This is a genomic window from Paenibacillus sp. sgz302190 (genome assembly GCF_059820445.1).
The window spans coordinates 1-24,986 of sequence record NZ_JBZYAO010000008.1 but is presented as its reverse complement, the minus strand read 5'-3'; the positions used below and the strand labels follow the sequence as shown (position 1 = coordinate 24,986).

General features: G+C 45.4%; 20 protein-coding genes and 5 pseudogenes. 24 read left to right on the top strand and 1 reads right to left on the bottom strand.

The features are described 5' to 3' along the window. Positions 1-254 precede the first annotated feature (254 nt). The 12 genes and pseudogenes from AC6RNO_RS11505 (at position 255) to AC6RNO_RS11450 (ending at position 13,828) form a co-directional block, all read left to right on the top strand. Entirely contained in the window at positions 255-1,052 is a 798-nt protein-coding gene (locus AC6RNO_RS11505) for a helix-turn-helix transcriptional regulator (RefSeq protein ID WP_474679308.1), read from the top strand. A gap of 240 nt (positions 1,053-1,292) precedes the next feature. Continuing rightward, the gene (locus tag AC6RNO_RS11500) at positions 1,293-1,463 is read left to right on the top strand and encodes a beta-xylosidase family glycoside hydrolase (RefSeq protein WP_474679307.1); all 171 of its coding nucleotides are present in this window, start codon (positions 1,293-1,295) and stop codon (positions 1,461-1,463) included. Positions 1,464-1,501: 38 nt separating this feature from the next. Continuing rightward, positions 1,502-3,826 (top strand): glycosyl hydrolase family 95 catalytic domain-containing protein, encoded by a 2,325-nt coding sequence (locus AC6RNO_RS11495; RefSeq protein ID WP_497105523.1) that lies wholly within the window; start codon positions 1,502-1,504, stop codon positions 3,824-3,826. A gap of 72 nt (positions 3,827-3,898) precedes the next feature. Next, the gene (locus AC6RNO_RS11490) at positions 3,899-4,297 is read left to right on the top strand and encodes a beta-L-arabinofuranosidase domain-containing protein (protein ID WP_488434744.1); all 399 of its coding nucleotides are present in this window, start codon (positions 3,899-3,901) and stop codon (positions 4,295-4,297) included. A gap of 367 nt (positions 4,298-4,664) precedes the next feature. Further along, positions 4,665-6,080 (top strand): family 43 glycosylhydrolase, encoded by a 1,416-nt coding sequence (locus tag AC6RNO_RS11485; protein WP_488434959.1) that lies wholly within the window; start codon positions 4,665-4,667, stop codon positions 6,078-6,080. Next, positions 5,972-6,289 carry a helix-turn-helix domain-containing protein gene (locus AC6RNO_RS11480; RefSeq protein ID WP_474679305.1) on the top strand — a complete coding sequence of 106 codons (318 nt, stop codon included), beginning with the start codon at positions 5,972-5,974 and terminating at the stop codon, positions 6,287-6,289. The genes AC6RNO_RS11485 and AC6RNO_RS11480 overlap by 109 nt, the downstream gene beginning before the upstream one ends. 68 nt (positions 6,290-6,357) lie before the next feature. Next, a complete protein-coding gene (locus AC6RNO_RS11475) occupies positions 6,358-7,908 on the top strand; it encodes a family 43 glycosylhydrolase (protein WP_497105522.1) in 1,551 nt (516 codons plus the stop codon). A gap of 193 nt (positions 7,909-8,101) precedes the next feature. Beyond that, a complete protein-coding gene (locus AC6RNO_RS11470) occupies positions 8,102-8,866 on the top strand; it encodes an IclR family transcriptional regulator (protein ID WP_474679303.1) in 765 nt (254 codons plus the stop codon). Between the two features lie 85 nt (positions 8,867-8,951). Further along, positions 8,952-9,833, top strand: a complete 882-nt coding sequence (locus AC6RNO_RS11465; protein ID WP_497105521.1) for a fumarylacetoacetate hydrolase family protein — start codon at positions 8,952-8,954, stop codon at positions 9,831-9,833. 53 nt (positions 9,834-9,886) lie between these two features. Beyond that, positions 9,887-11,356 (top strand): alpha-ketoglutaric semialdehyde dehydrogenase GucD, encoded by a 1,470-nt coding sequence (gucD, locus tag AC6RNO_RS11460; RefSeq protein ID WP_497105520.1) that lies wholly within the window; start codon positions 9,887-9,889, stop codon positions 11,354-11,356. Between the two features lie 46 nt (positions 11,357-11,402). After that, positions 11,403-13,385 carry a YjhG/YagF family D-xylonate dehydratase gene (locus tag AC6RNO_RS11455; protein ID WP_474679300.1) on the top strand — a complete coding sequence of 661 codons (1,983 nt, stop codon included), beginning with the start codon at positions 11,403-11,405 and terminating at the stop codon, positions 13,383-13,385. Between the two features lie 38 nt (positions 13,386-13,423). Beyond that, a pseudogene (locus AC6RNO_RS11450) lies at positions 13,424-13,828 on the top strand (family 43 glycosylhydrolase). A gap of 570 nt (positions 13,829-14,398) precedes the next feature. Here AC6RNO_RS11450 and AC6RNO_RS11445 read toward each other — a convergent pair. Next, positions 14,399-14,586, bottom strand: a pseudogene (locus tag AC6RNO_RS11445) (IS5/IS1182 family transposase); the annotation flags it as partial. Between the two features lie 287 nt (positions 14,587-14,873). On the opposite strand from AC6RNO_RS11445, the gene AC6RNO_RS11440 reads away from it, so the two are divergent. The 12 genes and pseudogenes from AC6RNO_RS11440 to AC6RNO_RS11385 all read left to right on the top strand — a co-directional run. Continuing rightward, positions 14,874-15,038 carry a DUF1427 family protein gene (locus tag AC6RNO_RS11440; protein ID WP_474679299.1) on the top strand — a complete coding sequence of 55 codons (165 nt, stop codon included), beginning with the start codon at positions 14,874-14,876 and terminating at the stop codon, positions 15,036-15,038. A 199-nt stretch (positions 15,039-15,237) separates the two neighbouring features. After that, complete coding sequence (locus AC6RNO_RS11435) at positions 15,238-16,191, top strand: VOC family protein (RefSeq protein ID WP_497105519.1); 954 nt, start codon at positions 15,238-15,240, stop codon at positions 16,189-16,191. 255 nt (positions 16,192-16,446) lie between these two features. Beyond that, positions 16,447-16,878 (top strand): cupredoxin domain-containing protein, encoded by a 432-nt coding sequence (locus AC6RNO_RS11430; protein WP_474679297.1) that lies wholly within the window; start codon positions 16,447-16,449, stop codon positions 16,876-16,878. A 71-nt stretch (positions 16,879-16,949) separates the two neighbouring features. Continuing rightward, positions 16,950-17,948: a type I glyceraldehyde-3-phosphate dehydrogenase gene (locus AC6RNO_RS11425; protein WP_474679296.1), complete on the top strand. Its 999-nt coding sequence runs from the start codon at positions 16,950-16,952 to the stop codon at positions 17,946-17,948. A gap of 28 nt (positions 17,949-17,976) precedes the next feature. After that, positions 17,977-19,065 (top strand): low temperature requirement protein A, encoded by a 1,089-nt coding sequence (locus AC6RNO_RS11420; RefSeq protein WP_497105518.1) that lies wholly within the window; start codon positions 17,977-17,979, stop codon positions 19,063-19,065. Between the two features lie 567 nt (positions 19,066-19,632). Beyond that, positions 19,633-20,514 carry a LysR family transcriptional regulator gene (locus tag AC6RNO_RS11415; RefSeq protein WP_474679294.1) on the top strand — a complete coding sequence of 294 codons (882 nt, stop codon included), beginning with the start codon at positions 19,633-19,635 and terminating at the stop codon, positions 20,512-20,514. 60 nt (positions 20,515-20,574) lie between these two features. Continuing rightward, positions 20,575-21,468: a LysR family transcriptional regulator gene (locus AC6RNO_RS11410; RefSeq protein ID WP_488434738.1), complete on the top strand. Its 894-nt coding sequence runs from the start codon at positions 20,575-20,577 to the stop codon at positions 21,466-21,468. A 57-nt stretch (positions 21,469-21,525) separates the two neighbouring features. Further along, positions 21,526-21,702, top strand: a pseudogene (locus AC6RNO_RS11405) (transposase); the annotation flags it as partial. A 612-nt stretch (positions 21,703-22,314) separates the two neighbouring features. Continuing rightward, a pseudogene (locus tag AC6RNO_RS11400) lies at positions 22,315-22,650 on the top strand (VOC family protein); the annotation flags it as partial. Then, entirely contained in the window at positions 22,647-23,258 is a 612-nt protein-coding gene (locus tag AC6RNO_RS11395; protein WP_497105517.1) for a dienelactone hydrolase family protein, read from the top strand. The pseudogene AC6RNO_RS11400 and the gene AC6RNO_RS11395, both read left to right, overlap by 4 nt. 38 nt (positions 23,259-23,296) lie before the next feature. Next, on the top strand, positions 23,297-23,896 hold the full coding sequence (locus AC6RNO_RS11390) for a flavin reductase family protein (protein ID WP_474679291.1): 600 nt from the start codon (positions 23,297-23,299) through the stop codon (positions 23,894-23,896). A gap of 339 nt (positions 23,897-24,235) precedes the next feature. Then, positions 24,236-24,986 (top strand): annotated as a pseudogene (locus tag AC6RNO_RS11385) (sensor histidine kinase); the annotation flags it as partial.

Here is a 24,986-nt window from a genome sequence, read left to right as displayed (position 1 = left end):
TTGAAAGGGAAACAGGTTATCATTCATGATGGCGACTTAAAGCGCAGGGAATATGCAAACCGCGCCTGTTCTTTTTGATCGAGTGCTATCACCATAACCAGCTGCCCCATTACCATTTCAATGAACATCTAGTTTTCGATCTAGGCAAGAGTGCCGAACGAGCCGTCGTTCCTTTGCTTCGTTGACTGTTTTCAAACAGTAATATATGCTAATAAATAATTGATGTATTGTCATTTTTTTGATACTGGAGGATCATGATGACCAACATTTTCTATGTTGAGTATGATGCCGCGCACGCAAGCAATTTTGTGTTCGATATCCCTGAGGGCCATAACTGTTGGCTGCTCGTCGTGACCCATACACCTGCCCTGTTCTGGGTCAATGAAGAATTGAAGGAGTACCCGGCACACAGTGGAGTTTTATACCATCCCCATCAAAAAATTTATTACCGGGCCTGCGCGGAACAATATAAGAACGACTGGATTCGTTTCGAATCCAACGAATCGTATGTAACGGAAACATCGCTTCCATTCGGAGTGCCATTTTCATTGAATGACCCTGAATACTGCCACAAAATATTCCAACTCCTCGTCAGCGAACACTCATTTCAAAAATATTATAAAGAATCATCCATTGACTGCTTACTGAGAACCCTGTTTAACAAGCTGCTGGAATCTTACTTTCAAGAAGTAATTACGCCCAAATACTACAACTTGTTAACGCTTCGGACCGCCATTTACAGTAATCCTAGCCAGGACTGGGCGGTTCCGAGAATGGCCGACTCTATCCGCATCAGTCCTGGGTATTTGCAGACAATTTACAAGAAGACTTTCGGGATTTCTTGTATGGATGACGTGATTACAAGCCGCATCCGCCAAGCCAAGGAATATTTGTTGCACGGCTCTCTATCCATCGCGGAGGTCGCTTTACGCTGCGGGTATAACAACGTGGAGCACTTCTGCCGTCAATTCAAGCAGATTACGGGCTTTACACCAAGAAAATTTCACAAGCAGATGGAAGGCGCATCTGTTGAGAAGGCCGCCAAACCGTAACTTACACAACAAAACAGAAGACTCTTCGCCAAACGTCCTACGTGGTTGCATGAACCATTGAATCCCGAAACGGTGATCCCCTGGACGAAGTCAGCATGAAGTTCTGATCGCTGTTTAAGGCGGGCAAGAGAATATTATAGTAACAAAAATGCATCTGACTGGTCTCTTTCTGAGGTGCAAGGTTCATGACTATTAAACGGTTCGGCTGTCACGCTCAACGATACGGACAGCCCAGCTTTCGTGGGACGCCATCAATGCCATTTCACTTGTTCGGTGAAGACGGCATCATTTTATACCGAAGTGGCAGGTGGTTTCACAGGCGTGTTTTTTGGTATGTATGCAACGGGAAACGGTAAGCAGTCTAATGTACCTGCGGCATTTGATTGGTTCGAATACAAGCCTGCTGATTAGAAATAGAATCCGATTGTAAAGTGAAGGAGGCAATCATCATGAGTGGAGCACGTTTAGAGTACAAAGAAAGACTATTTTTTCGCTCCCCAGCCAAGCATTGGGACGAAGCATTTCCGATTGGCAACGGACGGCTGGGAGCTATGATTTTCGGAGGGCCATGCTCCGAACGATTGCAGCTTAATGAAGATTCCTTATGGTATGGAGGGCCGAGGGATCGGCATAACCCGGATGCTTTGGTACATCTTCCGGAAATTCGCCGCCTCATTTTTGAAGGGAAGCTCAAAGAAGCCGAGTCCCTCGCTTCGCTTGCCTTAACTGCGATCCCTGAAACCCAGCGTCATTATGTGCCGCTCGGCGATCTGTTTCTTCATTTCCAAACATTAGACGATAACCAAGTCATCGATTATGAACGGGAGCTCGATTTATCAGAAGCAGTGGTCAGTATTTCCTTCAAGGCGGGTAAGGTTCATTATCGTCGCAAGATCTTTGCGAGCTATCCGGACGGCGCGATTGTGATTCGATTGACGGCTGATACGCCGGGCCAAATTTCCTTTACGGCAAGAATGGGAAGGGAAAGGTTCCGATACGTAGACCGTATCCGCACAGAAGAAGGTAATTCGATCATGATGAGCGGCAATAGTGGCGGAGGTGTTAACTATTGCGGTGTGTTGATGTGCAAACCAGAGGGAGGCCAAATGCGTACGATTGGGGAGCGCTTGGTCGTGACCAATGCCGATGCCGTCACATTGGTCATTTCCGCCGCCACGGATTTTCGAGAGTCCGATCCTGAATCCGCAGCGTTTGCGAATGCCAAGCGTGCTGCTTCACGGACGTATACCGATTTATTAACGGCCCACATTGAGGATTATTGTAAACTGTTTGAGCGGACGTCGTTAAGGCTTGATGCTGCATTCAATGCTGTGGAACAAGACACCTCGAAACGATTGGAACGGATGAAAGCTGGAGATGAAGACCCCGGACTTCTAGCTTTATATTTTCAGTATGGCCGTTATCTGCTTATTGCTTCAAGCAGACCAGGATCTTTACCTGCGAATTTGCAAGGTATTTGGAATAAGGATATGTTGCCGGCCTGGGACAGCAAATTTACCATTAACATTAATGCGCAAATGAACTATTGGCCGGCTGAGATCTGCAATTTACCCGAATGCCATGAGCCTCTCTTTGAATTGATCGAACGGATGATTCCAAACGGTCGCCGAACCGCTCAAGTCATGTATGGGTGCGGTGGCAGTGCTGCCCATCATAATACTGATATTTGGGCGGATACCGCACCGCAGGATCTTTATCTACCCTCGACATATTGGCCCCTTGGTCTTGCATGGTTATGTCTGCATCTTTGGGAACATTATCAATTCGAGCGGAATGAGGCTTTTCTGAAACGTGCTTATCCGATGATGAAAGAAGCGGCTGCTTTTCTTGTTGGTTATATGGTCGAACTTCCTAGTGGAGTGCTTGTCACTTGCCCCTCTGTCTCACCTGAAAACACATATAGATTGCCGAATGGAGAAACGGGCGTGCTTTGCTATGGGCCATCCATGGATAGCCAGATTGCTCGCGAATTGTTTCTCGCATGTCTAGCGGCAGGTGAACAGTTAGAGACGGATATGGACTTCTTGACAACGCTTAAACTTACAATGGATAAGCTGCCACAGCCCCAGATTGGGCGTCATGGGCAAATACAGGAGTGGATTGAAGATTATGAGGAAGTGGAGCCAGGACATCGTCATATCTCACACTTGTTCGCTTTGCACCCGGGAACACAGATCACTCCAGAGAAGACACCAAGCCTAAGTGCTGCTGCTCGCCGGACACTTGAGAGACGACTTGCAAACGGAGGCGGACATACAGGCTGGAGTCGCGCCTGGATTGTGAATTTTTGGGCTCGGCTGGGAGATGCGGAAGAAGCATACGAAAATGTAACTGCCCTTTTGACGCACTCCACATTGCCCAACCTTCTCGATAATCATCCGCCGTTTCAGATAGACGGCAATTTCGGCGGGACTGCGGGTATCGCGGAAATGCTGCTGCAAAGCCATGCTGACGCCATTCATTTGTTACCAGCTCTCCCTAATGCTTGGTCCAATGGTGAAGTAACGGGGCTTCGCGCCCGCGGTGCGGTAACGGTAGATATGGCATGGAAGGACGGTCAATTACAGCATGCTGTACTGAAGCCAGATAATAAAGGGGTGTATCGTATTCGTTGCAATCTGCCCATCCAATTATGGATTGAAGGGGAGATTTACGAGCCAACGCAACTCGACGCATCAACCTATTCGTTTGAGGCGGAGGCAGGGACTACGGTTCATGTACTTGCTAAGGCCGAATCCAAGCCCGCGAATTGAGATTTCGGTTTTATCGTCTAACCAATACTCCTTAGAATGGGATTCTCCGCTGTACGAAGGTGAATCAGGTGAATGAGTTTGGAGCGGCTGCTAGAATGGTCCGGGTCTATCGAATATCAGAATCATTTGGAATCCCTCAAGTTTAACGCCGTACTTAATAGTGCAAGCCATAAAACAGGACTTTCTCAATACCATCAACCTGTGGGAAGTGGCGTTGTTAAGAAATTCAGCGGCCTATACGACTCCTTCTGGTGCTGCACGGTATCGGGGATCGAGGCGATGAGTGAGCTCCAAAAGAACATTTGGTTTAAAAGCGACGGAAGTATACTGCTAAATGCTTTTATATCATCTACTATTGCTTGGAGTGAAAAGAATGTCAGGATCACACAGTTTACCGAATTCCCCGATAAACTTACGTCAACCCTCGTGATTGAAGCTGCTGAACTTACGGCCTTTAAACTGATGTCTTAAGGAACATGCAGTTCAAAGGGTAAGGTATATTGTCATAGATCGTGTGTTTCAGGACCAAGACTACATTGAAATTGACATTGATGCTTTCCTGCATCTAGTACCGTTTCAAGGTGAAGATGGTATGGTGGCGGTCATGTTCGGCAGCATCTTACTCGCTCAGATCGGGTCAAACTCGCAACTGAAGGGAGTTTCCAATCAGAATATCAATGATAAACTCGTTAACCGTGAAAAGGACCGGCTGGAATTTGCTGTGGATGACGATCAGGGCAATCAGGTGATATTCATACCGTTGTTCAGAGTCGAGGAAGAAGAATATTCAGTGTATATGAAAGAAACATCGAATTTAGCAAGGAGTGAACAGATTATTATGAAAAAACAAGCAAGAAATCCATATCTTCCATCATGGGAATATATTCCCGATGGAGAACCGTATGTTTTTAACGGCAGAGTTTATGTATATGGCTCTCATGACCGTTTCAATGGGCATGCGTTTTGCTTGAACGATTATGTCTGTTGGTCGGCACCTGAGGATGACCCGGCAGACTGGCGGTATGAAGGCGTGATTTACAAAAAAACAGATGATCCGCTTAATCCTGATGGAAGCATGTGTCTGTATGCACCAGATGTCACGGTTGGTCCGGATGGACGTTATTATTTGTACTATGCCCTTGACAAGGTTTCTATCGTTTCGGTCGCTGTTTGTGATACCCCGGCCGGCAAATATGAATTTTATGGCTATGTTCGATATGCCGATGGAACACGTTTGGGAGACAGAGAAGGCGACGAGCCACAATTTGATCCAGGAGTGATGACAGAAGGAGAAAGAACGTACCTGTATACCGGTTTCTGTGCAGCTGGGGACAAGTCAAGAAGCGGTGCCATGGCTACGGTCCTGGGTCCCGATATGCTCACGATTTTGGAGGAACCGGTATTTGTCGCGCCAAGTGAACCTTACAGCAAAGGCAGCGGATTCGAAGGGCATGAGTTTTTTGAGGCTCCTTCTATAAGGAAGAAAGGCGATACGTATTATTTTATTTATTCATCCATCGTCATGCATGAACTGTGCTACGCGACCAGTAAATGTCCAACAAAGGATTTCGTATATCAGGGAGTCATTGTCAGCAATAATGATCTTCATATCGGCTCATACAAACCGGCGAATAAACCCATGTATTATGGCGGCAATAACCATGGTAGCATTGTTGAGATGAATGAAAAGTGGTACATTTTTTATCATAGACATACCAACGGAACGAATTTCAGCCGGCAAGGTTGTATCGAACAGATCGAATTCCGCGAGGATGGTACGATTCCGCAGGTGGAAATGACATCCTGCGGTTCGAATGGAGGGCCGCTTGACGGTCGAGGGGAATATCCTTCGTACCTGGCTTGCAATCTGTTTTGCAATGATGAGGCGTTGTATACAGGAGCTCCCGGGGAATGGATGGACTGTCGGTTTCCGAAGATTACCCAAGATGGGAAAGATGGAGATGAGGAGATCGGATATATCGCCAATATGAGGGATTCCGCAACAGCCGGATTTAAATATTTTCAGTGCGATGGGATCAAGAAAGTCAAAATCAGGGTGCGTGGATATTGCCGTGGTGCCTTTGAAGTGAAAACATCATGGGACGGTCCTGCTCTCGGGAAGATATCGGTTGACTTTACAAATATATGGAAGGAATATTCTACGGATCTCGTTATACCGGATGGCATACAAGCCTTGTATTTCACGTATACGGGTACGGGAGGAGCGAGTCTAGCTTCGTTCACATTGGAATAACCAACATAGGATTCTGCTCATTCCAGGCAACGTTCTTTAAAGCAAGGATTGGAAAAGCAAGAGAGCTGCTCAAGCAGGATGAGCTGAAAATTTCGGAGGTCGGTTTTCGTGTGGGGTACGAGGCGGCTCACTCGTTTACCCGATTTTTCAAGAAAATGACCGGTTTGACACCCTTGGAGCATCGGGGTGCCCTACGAGCTAAGAAGTGAGTTGAGAAAGACGTCACGACTATTGAACATGGCTGTTTATTGTAGGAACTAAATGAAGGAAAGGGGTAATGCAGATGTACCCGAATCCCATTATATGGGCTGACTATCCGGACCCCGATGTGATCCGGGTGGAGGATACTTATTATATGGTCAGTACGACCATGCATTTTATGCCGGGGTGTGTAATATTGAGGTCGTATGACCTGATCCATTGGGAAGTGGCAACATATGTATATGATGCTTTGGATGATACACCGGATCAGAGGCTGGAGGGTGACCGACAGATCTATGGAAAGGGAATGTGGGCGGCATCTTTGCGTTACCATCAAGGTAAATATTATGTATGTTTCGTAGCAAACGATACTCATCAAACGTATTTGTTTTCTGCGTTTGAAATCACAGGACCATGGATGAGGCACCCGAATATCGAAGGATTCTATCATGATTGCTCACTTTTGTTTGATGATGATGGCAGAGTTTATATTATATATGGAAATGCCGAGATTCATCTTACAGAATTAAAGGAAGATTTGACCGGTCCCAAGCCTGGTGGATTAAACCGGATCATAGTGAGGGAGACAGGACCTTATCATCTTGGTTATGAAGGTGCCCATATCTATAAGATTAATGGAAAATATTACGCATTTTTTATACACATTACACAGTCCAGACATAGTCGCAGAACACAAGCCTGTTTTGTAGCAGATTCCCTGGAGGGGGACTTTGTTGGCGGAGAGGTGTTTGATGATGACATGGAGTATTTTAATGCAGGTATAGCACAAGGCGGAATCGTTGATACGCCAGATGGTAAATGGTATGCCCTCTTGTTTCAGGATCATGGTGCCGTTGGCCGTATCCCTGTCTTGGTGCCTTTGCATTGGGAAAATGATGTTCCGGTATTCGATAGGAAGCCACCCCCATATATCGACATTCCGAGTACTAGACCCGGATATGAATACAAACCTTTGGTCGGAAGCGATGATTTCTTCTACAAGCCGGATGAGAACGGCAAGGTTCATCTGAAAGACTACTGGCAGTGGAATCATATCCCGACAGATATTTTGTGGTCCGTAACGGATAAACCGGGTACATATCGTATTCAATCTGGAAAAATCAATCCCAATTTAACATTTTCGGTAAATACATTGACACAGCGTACAATGGGGCCCGCATGCGAAGCTATCGTTACCTTGGATGGAAGCGAGCTAAAGGATGGCGATTATGCAGGCTTGTGCTTCTTGATCAGCACCTATGGCTTCATTGCACTTACCAAGGAAGCTGGACAATACTACTTGGTCATGTTGGCAAGAACCACAGACGATAAAACGATCTTCGGAAACCTAGTAGACAAAGAGACTGGGGTGGAATATGCAAGGATTCCAGTGGACAGTGACAAAGTTACTTTGAAGGCTTATGGCAATTTCGTGAACAATACAGACGAGTGCGAGTTTTATTACATGGACGGAGAAGACTGGAAAAAGCTTGGTATTACCCATAATATGGTCTGGAAAATGGATCAGTTTGTAGGGGCACGTTACGGGTTGTTCCTATATTCTACCAAGGAGATTGGAGGAACGGCTCAGTTTTCTAGGTTCGTGTACAATGTGATGAAATCCTGAGGATGAGTGAGCATACATGAGATAAATCCTTAGTATTGAGGGACGGGAAACTATAGTTGAATAACTAAACCAGCTAATACCTTGTCAAGATTTTTCAATAACACCGCAGTGTATATTTAGTGATAAATAATAACTTTATCTTGATTCCATGGTTGTAAAAGATTATTATGGACTTGTGGATAGGAGTGATACCATGCCTATTATTCAAGCGCTGGACAGAGCATTGAAAATATTGGATTTATTCGACGAGCATACGACAGAGCTGAAAATTACAGAAATCAGCGCGAGAATGGAGCTTCACAAGAGTACAATACACTCCTTATTGAAAACGCTTCAGTTACACGGTTATATCAATCAGGATATGGAAACAGGAAAGTACAAGTTAGGGTTAAAGTTCCTGGAAAAGGGACAGCTTATGCTGCAAGGCCTGGACATCCGTACAGTTGCCCGAAAGCACTTGACTGCTTTGTCGGAGCAGACAGGTCAGACAACCCATCTCGTTATTCTTGATGGGAAGGAAGGCGTGTATTTGGATAAAGTTGAGGGGGAAAAAGCTGCGATTCGCTATTCCCGAATCGGTCGCAGAATATCACTTCATAGCAGCGCGGTAGGAAAGGTACTGACAGCCTTTAGAACGAAGGATGAGATCGATATGCTCCTTCGGAATTACCATTTCTCCAAGATTACAGAAGCGACGATTACGGACAGAGAGGCATTCCTTCGCGAATTGAATCAGGTAAGTGAGCAAGGGTACTCCATTGACAATCAGGAGAACGAACCGGGCGTACGATGCGCTGCAGCTCCTATTTTCGAACATAATGGTTCGGTTGTAGCAGCGATCAGCATATCAACTTTAATTTCAACGGTAGATGACCTATTGTTTAAGCAGTATATTGCCCTACTTAAGAAAGAAGCAGAGACGATTTCACAGACCCTGGGGTTTCGGCAAGTTTTGTAAAGCATGTCGAGTCCAGGCATTCTTTACACTAGAATTCGAGAACTCTGTTTTATAATGTAAAACAAATTCAAGGAGTGAGCTATCTATGAGAATTATCCGTTTTGTAAATGAAGGGCTTTCACAGCTAGCTGCAGTTAATGACAATGAACAAATTTTCGCACTGCCGCAATGCGATTTTTTAACCTTGATCCAAGAAGCTGACGAAACGGAGATTTCACCGCTCGAGTTGGTTTTCAAAACGATCGAAAATAGGGAAGTGCTATCAGGTCAAGTCGATCAGCTGCAGCTTCTGGTTCCAATTGAAGCGCCCGAAGTTTGGGCTGCTGGGGTTACGTATGAGCGAAGCCGGGATGCGCGAAATTATGAGGCAACCGAAGGCAAACTGGATGCCTTGACCTTTTACGATAAAGTTTATGACGCTGTGCGTCCGGAGATTTTTTTCAAATCGACGGCTGCCCGAACGGTAGGACCGGGCGGCGACGTACAACTTCGAAGCGATTCCGTGTGGCAGGTGCCTGAACCGGAGTTAGGGCTTGTTCTGAACGCTAAGGGGAAAATCGTAGGGTACACCATTGGCAATGATATGAGCTGCCGGGATATTGAAGGCGAGAATCCGCTCTACCTGCCACAGGCCAAAGTATGGAAGCGTTCCTGCTCCTTGGGACCAGCGATCCGTTTGGCCGAAACGGTAGACGACCCTTACAACTTGCAGATTACAAGCCGAATATATCGTAACGGGGAAAAAGCCGTCGAGGGAACGGCTAATACCAATCAGCTAAAACGAAAGCTTGAGGAATTGACCGAATATTTGATTCGGGATAATGTATTGTTTGACGGAACCGTGCTGCTGACGGGAACTTGCATTGTACCGCCTAACGAATTTACACTCGCTCACGGAGACCGGATCGAAATTGAGATTACCGGTATTGGGACACTTGTCAATCATGTTGTAGGTGCAAGAAGCTAATCTGTAATTATACATTTGATTTATAAAATACATACATTCAAGGAGGAATATATATGGCATCTGTATTTGTTGGAGGGCAAACCTATTTAAACTATATTAACGGTGAATGGTGTCCAGCCGGCACTGGGCAAACCGTCCCCAGCATAAATCCTGCCAAAAGAAGTGAAGTCGTGGGCTATGTGCAGTCGTCGTCATTGGAGGAAGTGAACCAAGCGGTTGCGTCCGCCAAAGCGGCACAGCAAGGTTGGAGAAAGTTATCGGGCTCGGCAAGAGGCGACTACTTGTTTAAAGCGGCCAATGCGCTGGAAAGACGCATCGATGAAATTGCCGAGACGATGACGCGTGAAATGGGCAAAACATTGCCGGAAGCAAAAGGCGAAACGGCACGAGGGATCGCCATCCTGCGCTACTATGCCGGTGAAGGGATGCGGAAGATCGGTGAAGTGATACCCTCCACGGACAGCGAAGCGCTGATGTTTACGACCCGTATACCGCTTGGGGTTGTCGGAGTTATTTCACCTTGGAATTTTCCAGTGGCGATTCCGATATGGAAAATGGCGCCAGCCTTAATTTATGGTAATACGGTCGTGCTGAAGCCTGCTCAGGAGACGGCGGTGACGGCTGCCAAAGTCGTAGAATGCATCGCTGAAGCGGGACTTCCTGCCGGAGTTATCAATTTAGTGACCGGAAGCGGATCTATAATCGGGCAAGGACTTGCAGAGCATCCGGATGTAAACGGAATCACATTTACCGGCTCCAATCAAGTTGGCAAACGGGTCGGTCAGGCGGCACTAGCCAGAGGGGCGAAATACCAGCTTGAGATGGGCGGGAAAAATCCGATCATTATCGCTGCGGATGCCGATTTGGATTTGGCGGTTGACGCGACGATCAGTGGCGGAATCCGGTCGACAGGACAGAAATGTACGGCAACAAGCCGTGTCATTGTGATGCGTGATGTGTATGAAACTTTCAAAGAAAAGCTCCTGAGCAAATTAAAAGGTTTAACAGTTGGTCATGGATTAGATGCCGGTACATGGCTCGGCCCTTGCGCAAACGAAAATCAGCTAAGAACGGTGCAGTCCTACATTCAAAAAGGAATAGAGGAAGGAGCTGAGCTGTTGTTCGGCGGTGCTTCACCGGATCATCCAGATCTCGCCGAAGGCTTCTATATTCAGCCCACTGTGTTTGATAAAGTAACGCCAGAAATGGCGATTGCCCGGGAAGAGATTTTCGGCCCGGTCCTCGCGCTAATTCAAGTCGAAACCATGGAAGAAGCCATTCAACTGGCTAACAATTCGGATTATGGTCTGAGCGCTTCCATTTACACGCAAAGCATAAGCAATATTCTTTCGTTTATTCAAGATATGGACGCCGGTTTGGTAAGAATTAATTCCGAGACAGCCGGGGTGGAGCTGCAGGCCCCATTCGGCGGGATGAAGCAGTCCAGTTCTCATTCGCGCGAGCAAGGTCAGGCGGCAATCGAATTTTATACCTCGATAAAAACGGTATTTCTCAAAGCGTAAGCGTATCACTTTTGCTATAAAACCTAATTCGGAAGGGTGAGGGTTGATGAAAGAGCAATTAAAATCGATTATGGCTCATGAAAATAACGATTTGTTTACGATCCGTACGCACGCGCAAGGCCCAAAAGGCTCATTGCCATTAACAAAAGAAATGTTATTGCATGCTCCAAGCGGAGAATTGTTCGGTCTTACCCAAAATGTTGGAATGGGGTGGAAACCTTCCCGCCTGAAGGGTAAACAGTATCTTTTGTTAAGCACGCAAGGAGGCATACGTAAGGAAGATGGCAGTCCCGTCGCACTCGGCTATCATACCGGTCACTGGGAAGTTGGCCTGCTGACGCAGGCTGCAGCAGAGGTGATCACGGAAAGCGGTGGGGTTCCTTTCGCCGGATATGTGAGCGACCCTTGCGACGGTAGGTCCCAGGGTACGGAAGGCATGTTTGACTCTCTTCCTTACCGCAACGATGCAGCGATCGTTTTCCGGCGTCTCATCCGCTCCTTGCCGACGCGCAAAGGCGTGCTCGGTGTAGCAACCTGCGACAAAGGATTGCCCGCCATGATGATTGCTCTGGCCGGGATGCACGAACTTCCTTGCGTAATTGTGCCCGGCGGAGTGTCATTACCCCCCACGGAGGGCGAGGACGCTGGGAAAATCCAAACCATAGGTGCAAGGTATGCTAATGGTGAAATCAGTCTGGAAGACGCTGCCGACCTCGGCTGCCGGGCTTGTGCCACACCGGGTGGAGGCTGCCAGTTTCTTGGAACGGCAGCTACTTCGCAGGTTATTGCAGAGGCTATGGGCATGACGGTGCCTCACGCTGCGCTTGCACCATCGGGACAGCCCGTATGGGAAGAGATGGCCAGGCAGTCGGCCCGCGCTATGATGACGCTCGAGGAAAAGGGAATCCGGATGAAGGATATTTTGACCGAAGCGTCCATCCATAATGCGATGGTTGTTCATGCGGCCTTTGGCGGATCGACCAATTTGCTGCTGCACATTCCTGCCTTCGCTCATGTGGCAGGGCTGCCCGTTCCGACCGTTCAAGACTGGATTCGTGTCAATAAAGACGTACCAAGACTAGTCAGCGTTTTGCCGAATGGTCCGGAATATCATCCGACTGTTCGAGTGTTTCTGGCCGGAGGGGTGCCGGAAGTGATGCTGCATCTCCGCCGTCTGGGGGTACTAAAAGAAAATGCGTTGACAGTAACCGGTGAAACGCTGGGGACTGTACTGGATTGGTGGGAAACGAGCGAGCGCCGAGGGCGGATGAGAAGTCTGCTTATGGAAATGGACGGCATAGATCCGGACAACGTCATCATGAGTCCAGAACGTGCCAAAGAAAGGGGATTGACCTCGACGGTTACGTTTCCTATGGGGAATCTGGCTCCGGAAGGATCAGTGATTAAATCGACGGCGATTGACCCGACAACCGTTGGAGCGGATGGGGTTTACCGCCATCGGGGCAAAGCCAAGGTGTTTACCTCAGAGAAAGCGGCTATCTCGGCAATCAAGATCGGCGGTATTCAAGCCGGTGATATTATGGTGTTGATGGGGCGCGGACCATCGGGTACGGGGATGGAGGAGACCTATCAATTAACCTCAGCTCTAAAGCATTTGCCGTTCGGCAAATACGTGTCCCTAATTACCGATGCTCGGTTTTCGGGCGTATCCACAGGTGCCTGTATCGGTCATGTTGGACCTGAAGCGTTAGCTGGCGGACCGATTGGTAAGCTGCGGGATGGAGATACGATTGACATCGTAGTTGATCGTAACAGCTTGGAAGGCAGCATCCATTTTCTAGGCGATGGTGACGAAGTGCTGACCCCCGAAGAAGGAGCACGTGTGCTTGCTGCCCGAGTCCCTCACCCGGAGCTCGCCGCAGACGAAAGACTTCCTGACGATACTCGTTTATGGGCTGCATTACAATCTGTCAGCGGAGGAACCTGGACAGGGAGCGTTTATGATGTGGATCGGATTCTTGCTGTCTTGGAAGCGGGGAAAAAAGCTTTGGCTGTGCAAAACAATTAGGAGGGGAAGTATGAAATGAGCTATATTACGAACTGATTTTGCCAGGATTCAATCCAGATCCTTCTATTCTTAGGGTTGATGAGAATTACTATATTGCCACGTCTACGTTTGAATGGTTTCCCGGTGTTCAAATTCATCATATCAGAACGGTGTTTTTTATTTGATCTACACGGATGTAAAAAGCAGTTGGAGCTTTCAAGGATACCCACAACTATTTGGTAACAGCTACGGATATTAGTGGGCCTTGGTCGGAGCCTATTTACCTGAATAGCAGTGGATTCGATCCGTCTTTGTTTCACGACGATGATGGGCGCAAGTGGCTCGTCAATATGCTTTGGGACTCCCGCAAACAAAATATGCCGGCTCCTCGCCGGCTACACTGCATGGGACTTTGGAAACCTTTTTCGAGCCGACTTCAAACGAAATCATTTTGGGATGGTTGACAATGAATCCCATAGCCCTTGTTCGTTACATAAAACAGTCAGCCGGGTTTGCCCTCTTTTTCTTCTATGTCTAACCAATTTTTTCAAGAAAATTTTCAGAATTAGTGAGGATAGATTCTCAAAATTGTTGAGAAATCTATAATTAATTGAGGTCGACGAAGACGCCGTGATCGAAGGATTTACGCTCAGTATGAGAAGTTGTAAAGTAGGGAAAACGTTCACGCAGACGGCGCAATTGGCGTACTCAGTTTTGTTAAATTGGGCGGGTGCCACACCGATAAATCCGCTCTGGTAAAGAAATGAAACTCAGCCCATGCTTACATGCATGAAATTTACGGTATGATAGATGCTATCCGTGAAAACATCATTCGATACGCTTTTTATATGGGGATCGAGAACAATGAAAATGGAAAATACGTAAAACTAAAATTCGTTTGAAATAAATGTATATATGCATGTGCAGTTGAAAGGCTAAAATATTTTTTCTAACGAATTCTGCAACAAACCGTCAATTTCGCCACGGTGCATAGAAAATTCTAATCAATTCTGGAACAACAATAACGGAACCACGCGGAAACAGCAATAGCGAAGCCCGGGGGGGCTCTTTTGCATCCACGAAGCTTCGCTCAATCGCTTGGTAACGAAAACTGTAAAGATATTTACCCGACTTGCTTCTACTTTGTTCTGTTTTACCCACTCTTTACTATCCTCCAAACATGTCTTCTAACGACATTTCGGGACCGGGTGCATTCCTGCAAATGGGTGCGTCCACTTTGACTACGCCCTTGAACTGTTCTGATTTATCGAATAGCGTCTGTTTTAATTTCTCAATGGCAGGCACTACCCGATCAAATAAAACGGATATTACTGATGCGGCCAATACCTGGATCATTAAACATTTCGTGGCGGTAACAGTGTCTAAGAAACATAGGCATTTCCTATATGTTGTATAGATATATCCATATTGATGGACACCTTATGATGCTAATAAAATTATGGGGAAGAATATTTTAGTCCAAGTTTCCCGAGAGAGGAGGCAGATTTTATGTGGTCTATATTATTAGCGTTAGGTGCTGGGATCGTGATAGGGGTTGTTTTTCAATCTCTCCGTATACCGTCTCCAGCTCCTCCAATGTTAGGGTTGATAGGGCTCTTCGGCATGTTTCTCGGACAACGGCTTATCCCGTGGATTCAAAAGCTGTTGAATTAGAATCACCATTGATCTTTTTAACTCAACCTTGGAGGGGATAAATCGATACCGAATGATACTAAGTAGGTACGGGGCGGCATTTTGGCATCCATGTTCCCACCGTCGGTTTTGGCTTATTCGATGGAAATGTTTCCGCTCCAAAGAAGAGCTACCATTATCGGGTTAAATAGTCCGATCTTAAAGTTAGGGGTGATCATATTTGACATTAGAAACTGCAGGAATCCATCACATTGCTGCATTGGCTCGTAATCCGCAGGAGAACGTCAATTTTTATGCAGGCATACTTGGTCTTAGGCTCGTAAAGAAAACCATCGACTTTGCCGACACGCCGGAAGTTTACCACTTGTATTTCGGCGATCAATCCGGAAGCCCCGGTTCCATTATGGCTTTCTATCCCTGGCCCGACTCTAGGCCTGGAGAAGTAGGCGGGGGGCAAGTAGGAATAACTACGTTTGTCGTGCCGCCCGGCTCATTCGACTTTTGGGAGAAGCGGCTCAACAGCTTCGGCATAACCCCACAAAAGTCAGTCCGGTTTCAAGAATCATACCTTCAGTTTAGGGATCACGAAGGGCTTCATCTTGAAATTGTTGAGCGCGAAGATGGATTGAACAGCGAGTGGTCGTTTGACGGAATTCCTACGGACAGAGCGATAAAAGGATTTGGCGGTGCTGTTCTTTTCAGCATGAAAGCAGAGAAAACGATGCATATGCTTGAAAACGTATTGGGATTGAAAAAAGTAGGTGAAGACGTCGGTTACGCTCGTTTTCAATCATTCGGACATATCGGGAACCTGATCGATGTTCCTTTTGAGAATAAGCAATGGAGACATGGTGGGGCAGGTACCGTTCATCACATTGCCTGGCGTGCAAAAGACTTTCAGGAGCATGAGCAATGGTTCCAGAAAGTTAGTGAGGGTGGCTATGTACCTACTCATAATGTAGACCAGCGATATTACAATGCGTTTTATTTCCAGGAAGATGGGCACATCTTATTTGAAATTGCAACCGATCCTCCAGGTTTCGCACGAGATGAAACTCCTGATGCATTAGGTGAAAAATTGATGCTCCCGGAATGGCTTGAACCCGTACGTGGTAAAATTGAAGCTAACTTGCTGCCAATTGAAGTGAGGGCGCTAGATGGAGACAAAAGATGAGACATATCTTTGAAAAGGGAGCGGCTTACACGTGCCTACACTTGTCCTTTTTCACAGGCGAAACGGAGCAAGATTTATTGCCACTGGCCAAACTCCAAACTCGTTTCCTCCATCATCCGTTCTTTCCCTAAGGGGGAATGTGACGTCCAGATCGGCGGCTTCGGCATTACGCCCGAGCCGGATGCGCTCGTGACGAAGCCACGCGGCACGAAAGTGCTGGGGAACATACAACAAATTTAGGATAGAGGTGTGATTATGAATCGTACTGTGAAATTATCGATTATATCCTTGCTGATTCTCCTCTTCGCCTTAGAGCTTGTCGCTTGCGGCAAAGACACTGCCGCTCCGGCGGCGAAAGATGCAGCGCCCGTCGACAAAAACGCTGCCTCGGCCAAACCGGCTGCTTCCGCTGCTGTCGAAGTGAAGGCCGAAGCGTCCAATTTTGAGTGGAAGCTGGATAAAACCGAATTTACCTCCGGAACGCCGATCCATTTCACCGTCACTTCGAAGCAGGGCATGCACGGTTTCGCCATCGTCGGCACTGACTCGAAGATCGCGCAAGTCGCCGAAAATGCAACGAAAGACGTCACCTGGACGCCTGACAAACCCGGCGAGTACACGATCAATTGCATTTTCATGTGTGGCAGCGGCCACAGCACGATGATAACGAAGATTACGGTGAAATAATGGTAACACCTCTCTGAATCTTCGCATAACATCGATTTATAAATACAATATATGATCAAATGGAGGAAAATATGGGTGGAATAGCGATATTCGGATTCGGGCGCATTGGCAGGCAATTGCTAAGAGTCGCTTTGCAGGAAGAGCTTTTTGTTCCGGTTTCCATTTCGGACATCAAAGATGAGGCGACGCTAGCGGCGCTATTCGAAGTGGATACCAACTATAGACGCTGGCCTGAAGATGTTTCCGGGCATGAAGGCCGTATCGTTATCGGCGGCAGGGAAATAAAGTTTATCAATTCGTCGAAGGAAGTCCCGGATTGGAAGGCATTGGATGTGGACTTGGTTATCGACTGCACAGGCCGGGCCGTTACCCGTTCCGTTGCCGAGGTCCATTTGGAACGTGGTGCCAATAGAGTGCTGGTTAGCGGCCCAAGCAAAACTTTTGAAGATTGCGATGCCGTGTTGCTGAAAGGAATAAATCTGGATCAGTTTGATCCGGTCAAGCACAGGATCATAAGTATGGCGAGCTGTACAACCAACGCATTGGCAGCGGTCATCAAAGTCGTCAGGGAAAATTTCGGGATCAAATTCGGTTTATTCTCAACAGTTCACTCCTATACGAACACACAATCACTAACCGATCAGCCTATGAAGGATCGACGGGATTCATGGGCCGCTGCGGAAAATATCATTCCTTCCTCATCCGGAGCTGCAAGAGCATTGAAGTTCATTTGGAACGATCTGCAGATTACGGGTAAGGCATACCGAGTTCCAACTCGTACGGGCAGTATTGCTGAATTAAACCTGGTGACGGAAAAGCCGTGCACGGTCCAACAGGTGAACGATATGTTCCGCAGAGCCGCTGTGGAAGGCGAGTTGAAGGGAGTCTTGGACGTTTTGGAAGAGGAATGGGCGTCTTCTCGTATTGTAGGCGATTCCCATTCCTCCATCATTGACCTTCCTTTGACCCAAGTACAAGGAGAAATTCTCTCAATCGCAGCATGGTATGATAATGAGTGGGGCTATGCTTCACGATTAGCCGAAGTCGCGGCTTATCTGGTAAATAAGTAAAATTGTTAGATAAAAAGGGAGTATTAGTATGGTCGAGAAAAAGGTAACATGGCTGGAACTTTTTTATGATCTGCTTTTTGTAGCGGCAGTGTCAAAATCGAACCACATCTTGTTGCATGCAGACCATGGGATCATTCCCTTTGAATACTTAACCAAATTTGTTTTAATATTCATACCAATTTGGTGGGGATGGGTGGGACAAACTCTCTTTAATAATCGTTTTGGCCAAGATATAGGAACTCATCGAAAATTCATGATCTTTCAATTATTCTTTGCTTTAATTATGACAGCAAGTCTATCCGTAGATTTCGATCGATACTATATTCCCTTCCTTGTAGGTTATATTGGTTCGAGAGCGCTGACAGCAATTCAATATCTTACCGTACACAAATCAAATGGCACACATCAGCGGATGACCGCTCGATATTTGGGGACGCGATTTTGGATTGGGATATTCATTTCTTGCTGTTCACTTTTCTGTGACTCATGGATCCGTTATGCAATTCTGTATACTGGAATTGCCGTAGATATCATGCAGCCGTTATACGGCCGGCGGTATCTGATAATAACACCCACACATACCCATCACTTATTGGAACGCTTTGCATTATTTACACTTATTCTTATTGGCGAGTCGGTCATTGGTATCCTTTCGGTCTTGCAGTCTAGTTACTGGAACTGGGCAACTATGTTGTTCGCCTTATTTACTTTTATATTAGTGATTGCCATGTGGTGGCAATATTTTGATAGTATTGAAAGGAAAGTGAGGAAGGATATACAAACAGCTGGCCAAACGATTATTTATGGTCATTTATTCATATATGTATCCATGGGCTTAATAGCTGCTTCGATCCAATTAATATTTCAGGAACAACTGCATTATCCATTTATGTTGGCTTTTATTTTCGGATCAGTTCTGCTTTATTTTATCTCTACATCATTCGTTTTTAACCGATACAGACATAAACATCTAAGGCTGAAAACCTATCATTTGGCGACATTATTAGGACTGCTAGGTTGTTTTTTTGCGGTGGACAATGTTTATATCGCACCTAATTTTGTAATTATTGGAAAAATCATGATATTTTTTATTGTGTATGCGAAGTTATCGGCTTGAGTTTATATAGGAGTGTGAAAGGAAGTGTCTGATGAATTCCAGCGATATGTAGGGAAAGATATCGAAGTTTTATTTCACCCAGAAAGATGCATTCATTCGGCAAATTGTATGAGTGGGTTACCTGTAGTTAACAAATATTAATAAATGGTTTACTATTTTAATAAATGGATCTTCAGTACATGCTGAAGGTCCATTTTATTTAAAGTAGAGACGAAAAATCGACAACGCTCCCCTGCGCTGAGAGTTGGAAGTGACATAGTTGCGAGACAGGTTCAGGTAATCGGCCATGTTGAACAGGCTGATCTTCATATTTTCAGACTACACGGACCAACCCTAAAATCTAGTAACCTCACCCGAAATCAAGCGGATATATTATATGACAGGTTCGTCTTATAATGATTACAAAGTCATTGTCATCCAGAGATCACCCCGATCACGCTCATCACTACCAATCAGCTATTATACGAAGGATCAGTTGGGTCGGAACTAAAATTTTTCTTTCACATTCTTATAGCGTCCTCGATTTTACCATTGATGGTCTGTACATCTAACTAAGGGGGATACACTATGGAATTGCGCCAGCTTGAATATTTTATTCAAATATGCAAATCGGGAAGTTTCACCAAAGCTAAAGAAGAATTAGGTGTGACTCAGCCTACACTAAGCCAGCAAATTCGGGTTTTGGAAGACGAGTATAATATTCCATTGTTCAATCGGGTAGGTAGGGGGGTTGAAGTAACGGAAGCGGGGAAAATTCTCTTGAATAAGGGCAACGCTATTATGAATCTTCTTGAAGATGCACGAAATGAAATATATGGCCGAAACAATATATCTAGAGAAACAATTTCTATTGGGTGTTGTCCTGCTGAACTTGAATATCTTGCTCCTTATTTCATGAGATTTCACCAAAAGTACCCGAATATTTTATTGAAAATTATCGATGCAGAGGATGCCGAGAAAAAAGTTCTGGAGCAAGTGGTAGACTTTGGAATCACTGCAAATTCGATTTCTGATGCTTCGGTCATTTCGACTCATTTGTATAGACAAGAAATGGCGCTATTGATTCACTCAGAACATCCTTTGGCCGATAAATCTTCGATTCCTTTCCGATCCTTGAAGCAAATGAATTCGATCATGTTTCTAGAACAAAACAAATCATTAATTGAAAGGTATTGTTTCTCGTGTGGGTTTACCTTGAAGTCGACCATAGAAACGTCCTCCACTTCAGTATTGATTCATTGGGTTCGCCATAGACTTGGAGCAGCTCTTATACCAGCATCTTTGCTCGAAAGTATAAGGGACGATTCTTTGCGTATTATAAAATTAGAAGGCCATGCTCCTTGTTGGGATATATCTCTTGTATATCTTAATTCCGTTAGTATGAGGTCCACTGCACGCATATTCGTTCAAGAGATAGATTCATATGTAAGAATGGGAGACGCGGGATGATGGTATTACACAGTTACAACTCTATTGGGAAAATAGGAGTGAGGTTGAGGTGAATCTTTCATGTTCAGGCAATTAGAATGTTTCATTCAAATTTGCAAAGAAGGAAGCTTTACTAAGGCTGCAGACATTTTAATGATTTCTCAACCTACTTTAAGTCAACAGATCCGCTTTCTAGAGGTAGAAGTTGGAACCCCTTTGTTTGAGAGAGCTGGTAGAGGGGTAAAGATTACAGCTGCCGGGAAAATACTTTACGAAAAAGCTCTTTCCGTGATGAGGCTCATCGAAGAATCTAAGAAAGAAACTCACGAGTTACGCAATGCCCGAACAAATAAACTTTCGATAGGAATCTCACCTATGGACTTTTCTTGTTTAAAACCTCGTTTTTTGAAATTCCATGAACAGTATCCTGATACTACTTTAAAATTTGCCAGTGCAGAAAATATATCACAGCAATTATTGAATAATAGTATCGATATTGGCATTATCGACAATCATGATCCAAACAAAGAAATTCATATGATGCACCTGTATAAAGAAGAACAAGTATTGGTCGTTTATGCGGATCATCCATGGGCAGATCGAACCTTTATTTCTTTTCAAGAGCTAGAAGATTTAGAATCTTCCTTATTTGTTAGTGATATAAGTTTAATCGAGCAACTTCATACATTCAGCGCTAAGATCACCAAATCCTTGCAATCAAAGTTTGAGTCAACTTCCATGGCAATTCTTCTTTTTATGGTACTGCAAAAGATGGGGGTAGCTATTTTACCTGCTTCTTTAATTGGAAACTTTGGTCAGCAATTGAAAATGATTCGTCTCATAGATCCAACGCCTGTTCGTGAGATCAAGCTTATTTTTAAAAAGTATCATTATAATAATCCTTCTGTTCAAAAATGTATCGATTCTTTTCTAGAACAATCGAAAAAGTTGGCAGACTACAGCCATTGCAAATAGGGAAATTATGAGGTTTAAATCGAGAATGTCAAGGGGATACGTTCCCTAGTGGATGGCTTGTACCGATTACGGTACCAAACTATTAAGCGAAGTTTCGCGGATGCCAAAGAGCTGCACGGACTTCGCTATTGCCGGTTCCGCGGGAAGAATAAAGTGCAGGAACAGGCCTTCATGACCGCCATCTGTCAGAACGCGAAAAAGATCGCCAACCACCTTGCCAAGAAAGCAGGATGAGGGCAGATCATCTTAATTTTATACGAGAATTCGCTTTTTCGAAATCATGGTATTCAAAACCATGCATAAAAAAACAAAGCCCTAAAAAAACAGGGCTTTGTCCACAGTCTGAGATCAGCTGCTGAGCTGGTTTTTTTCACACCCACAAAGGAAGCCATCACCGCGAGGCGATGACCTCGGATCATAGCCCGTTCATGCAGGTTCGATTCCCATCACAATACGAAGCTTGCTTATATTAGATCCTCCCTTGGGGGTTCGTCATGGACTTGGAGCAGCTTATACCAACATCTTTGCTCGAAAGTCTAAGGGACGATTCTTTATGTAGGAGAGAGGATCAAATGCAGAAATACATTGCGTTCCAATTAAGCAGGGAGAAATACTCGGCTTTTGGCATTGGGGCTGTGGTAAGAAATCGATCAAGGAGATAGATGCCAGCGTGCTGGATATATAGATTTTAGCTATACAATGTATAGAAATGAAGGAATGGTTTGCTAATTCATTTTGCCCTATCATAGGAATCAAGTAAATCTTTTTCATATAAAAGAAGGAGTGTCGTACAAGAGTACCGTAAAATTTGCGGATCGTGACGGCTTGCAATTAGAGCGGGAGGAAGGGAGCGGGATCATGGGTTCAGGTAACGTTCATCATATCGCATGGCGAGTCAAGGGTTATGAAGACCACGCAGCATGGAGAAGCCATGTTGAGAACAACGGCTTCCACCCTACACCGATCATTGATCGGCAGTATTTCCATGCCATCTATTTTCGGGAAGAAGGCGGCATCTTGTTTGAAATTGCGACGGATCCGCCGGGTTTTGCAAAGGATGAGCCTCAAGATCGCTTAGGTGAGGCATTAATGCTGCCAGAATGGTTCCAACGCAATCGTGCTGAAATTGAAAAAAACTTGCCGCCCATTCAAGTACGCGAATTGGAGTCGTTCAAGCCATGAAGCATATTTTTCAAAAAGGCTCAAATCCGAAACTGCCGACACTTCTTTTATTACATGGCACGGGCGGGACGGAATACGATTTATTGCCGGTTGCTCAGAAGATCGCTCCGGACTCCAATGCTCTAAGTGCTCGAGGCGAGGTTCAGGAGAATGGAATGGCTCGATTTTTCAGGAGATTGGCTGAGGGTATTTTTGACGAGGAAGACCTTTTGTTTCGAACGGAAGAGTTGAACGGATTCATTGATCAAGCAGCGAACCAATATGAATTCGACCGCCGGAATGTCGTGGCCATTGGGTATTCTAACGGTGCCAACATTGCGGGAAGCCTCTTGTTTCATTGTAGGAATGCATTAAGAGGTGCAATTCTATTCCATCCCATGGTTCCTCGTCGTGGTGTAATACTTCGCGAATTAGCTCATATCCCTATATTTATTGGTGCCGGAACGAATGATCCAATCTCTTCTCAACAAGAAACCAGAGAGCTGCAGTCGCTATTGGAAGGTGCAGGCTCTTCCGTTGAAATACACTGGGAACATGCAGGTCATCAGTTAACGCATCAAGAAATTAATGCGGCAGCTCATTGGTTCAAAAAGCATTTCGATTCCTAACCTTGTTCACATACTTTAAAAGTGGAAGAAGGGTAACTTTGATATCGATCAATCCCAACAATCAAACGGAACGGGACAATTATAAGCTGCTAATCGGGAGTATTCTTCCTCGGCCGATAGCGTTTGTGACGACTTTATCGACAGACGGCATACTTAATGCCGCTCCTTTCAGCTATTTTAATATCGTAACTTCAAATCCGCCTATGCTGTCGATTTCCGTACAACGGCAGCAGGGCAAACAGAAGGACACCGCAAGAAATGCGATAGAAAAGGGAGCGTTCGTCGTTCACATTTCGGATGAGTCGAATATTGAGGCTATCAATCTTACAGCGGTCAGCTTGCCGTCACACGAAAGCGAGGTCGAATGGGCTGGCTTAACTCCTGTTCCGAGTGCAGCAATGCCAGGGTGCGATCTATTGATCGGGCGCATCGTTCACTTCCATATTCATGAATCTTTATATCAGGATGGACGGATTGATCCTAATAAACTTCAGCCTATAAGCCGGCTCGCGGGTGATTTCTATTCGAAGCTGGGAGAACTATTTTCAATAAAGCGCCCCCAGTTGGATGTCAAACTAAGGCTTGAGCACGAGAGCAGAAGCAAATGCCATGATCTATCACGTAATAGAACATCATAGCTAACGTGAATAAGCAAGCAAGACAAAGGAATATTTCCTTGTCTTGCTCGCTTATTCACATTAGCGGCTTAGGAAACCTGAAATATAGTAGCCTTGCAACCCCTACCTGTAATATAAACTTTTCTTTTACTTGCAATAACCTTCTAGCAATGTAAGTCTGCTTTTATATGGTAGGTATCCCCAATAATAGGGCATTAAGTTCGCCAAACAAACAGCCTATGAACGAAATGTACAGAAGCTGAAGTCGTCGCTCAATTAATAGTTCTATAGAAGAAGCAGTAGGTGAAGCAGGAGATGGGATTCCCGGCAAAACGTTGGTTATCGGGGATATGTGCAATTGTGTTTAAACTTTCGTTTCAAGTCAAACTGATCCTGTCATTTGTGTTCGTTATCTTCATACCGGTTATTCTATTCTTCTGGTATATGCTTAATGAAGAGTCCGCCAATACAATAAAAGAAATAACGGTGAACAACGATAATGTGCTGGCGGCCGAGAAAAAGAACATTGAGAATAACGTGGAGCTGATGAAATGGACCGCCCAGCTTTCGTTATCCAACGGGGAAATGAACGGTTATCTGCAAATTCAACAACGACAGGATGCAGCTGGTGTTCTTCATATTAAGAATGATGTGGTCAGCAGCTTTCAATATTTTCTGTTCAACAATCCACGAATTGCGAATGTCCGGTTGTTCACGGCCAACCCTTATGTGAATGAGATTTGGCCAGTCATCCTACAGGAGTCACGTATTCAGGACAAACCCTGGCATGATAAGGTGATGAAACAGAGCGGTTTGCCCTGGTGGGAGATTGTACAGGACGAAAAAGTTCTCACCGATTCACCATCCGAACCATCGCTGAATGAGCCCGTCATGACGTACTTGCAGGAATTCAAATTTGCGGACAACATAACACATAACGGGATTCTAGAGATATCGATGAAGCTGTCGAATTTCTTCACTCGAACGTTCAGCAGTGTGCAGGACACGAACTCCCAGCTGATCGTAGTAGCAAGGAGCGGACAGGTATTCAGCTTGAAGACTTCACCTGTGTTCAAGCAGCACAGCGCGGAGCAATTGATGGAAAGTGTGA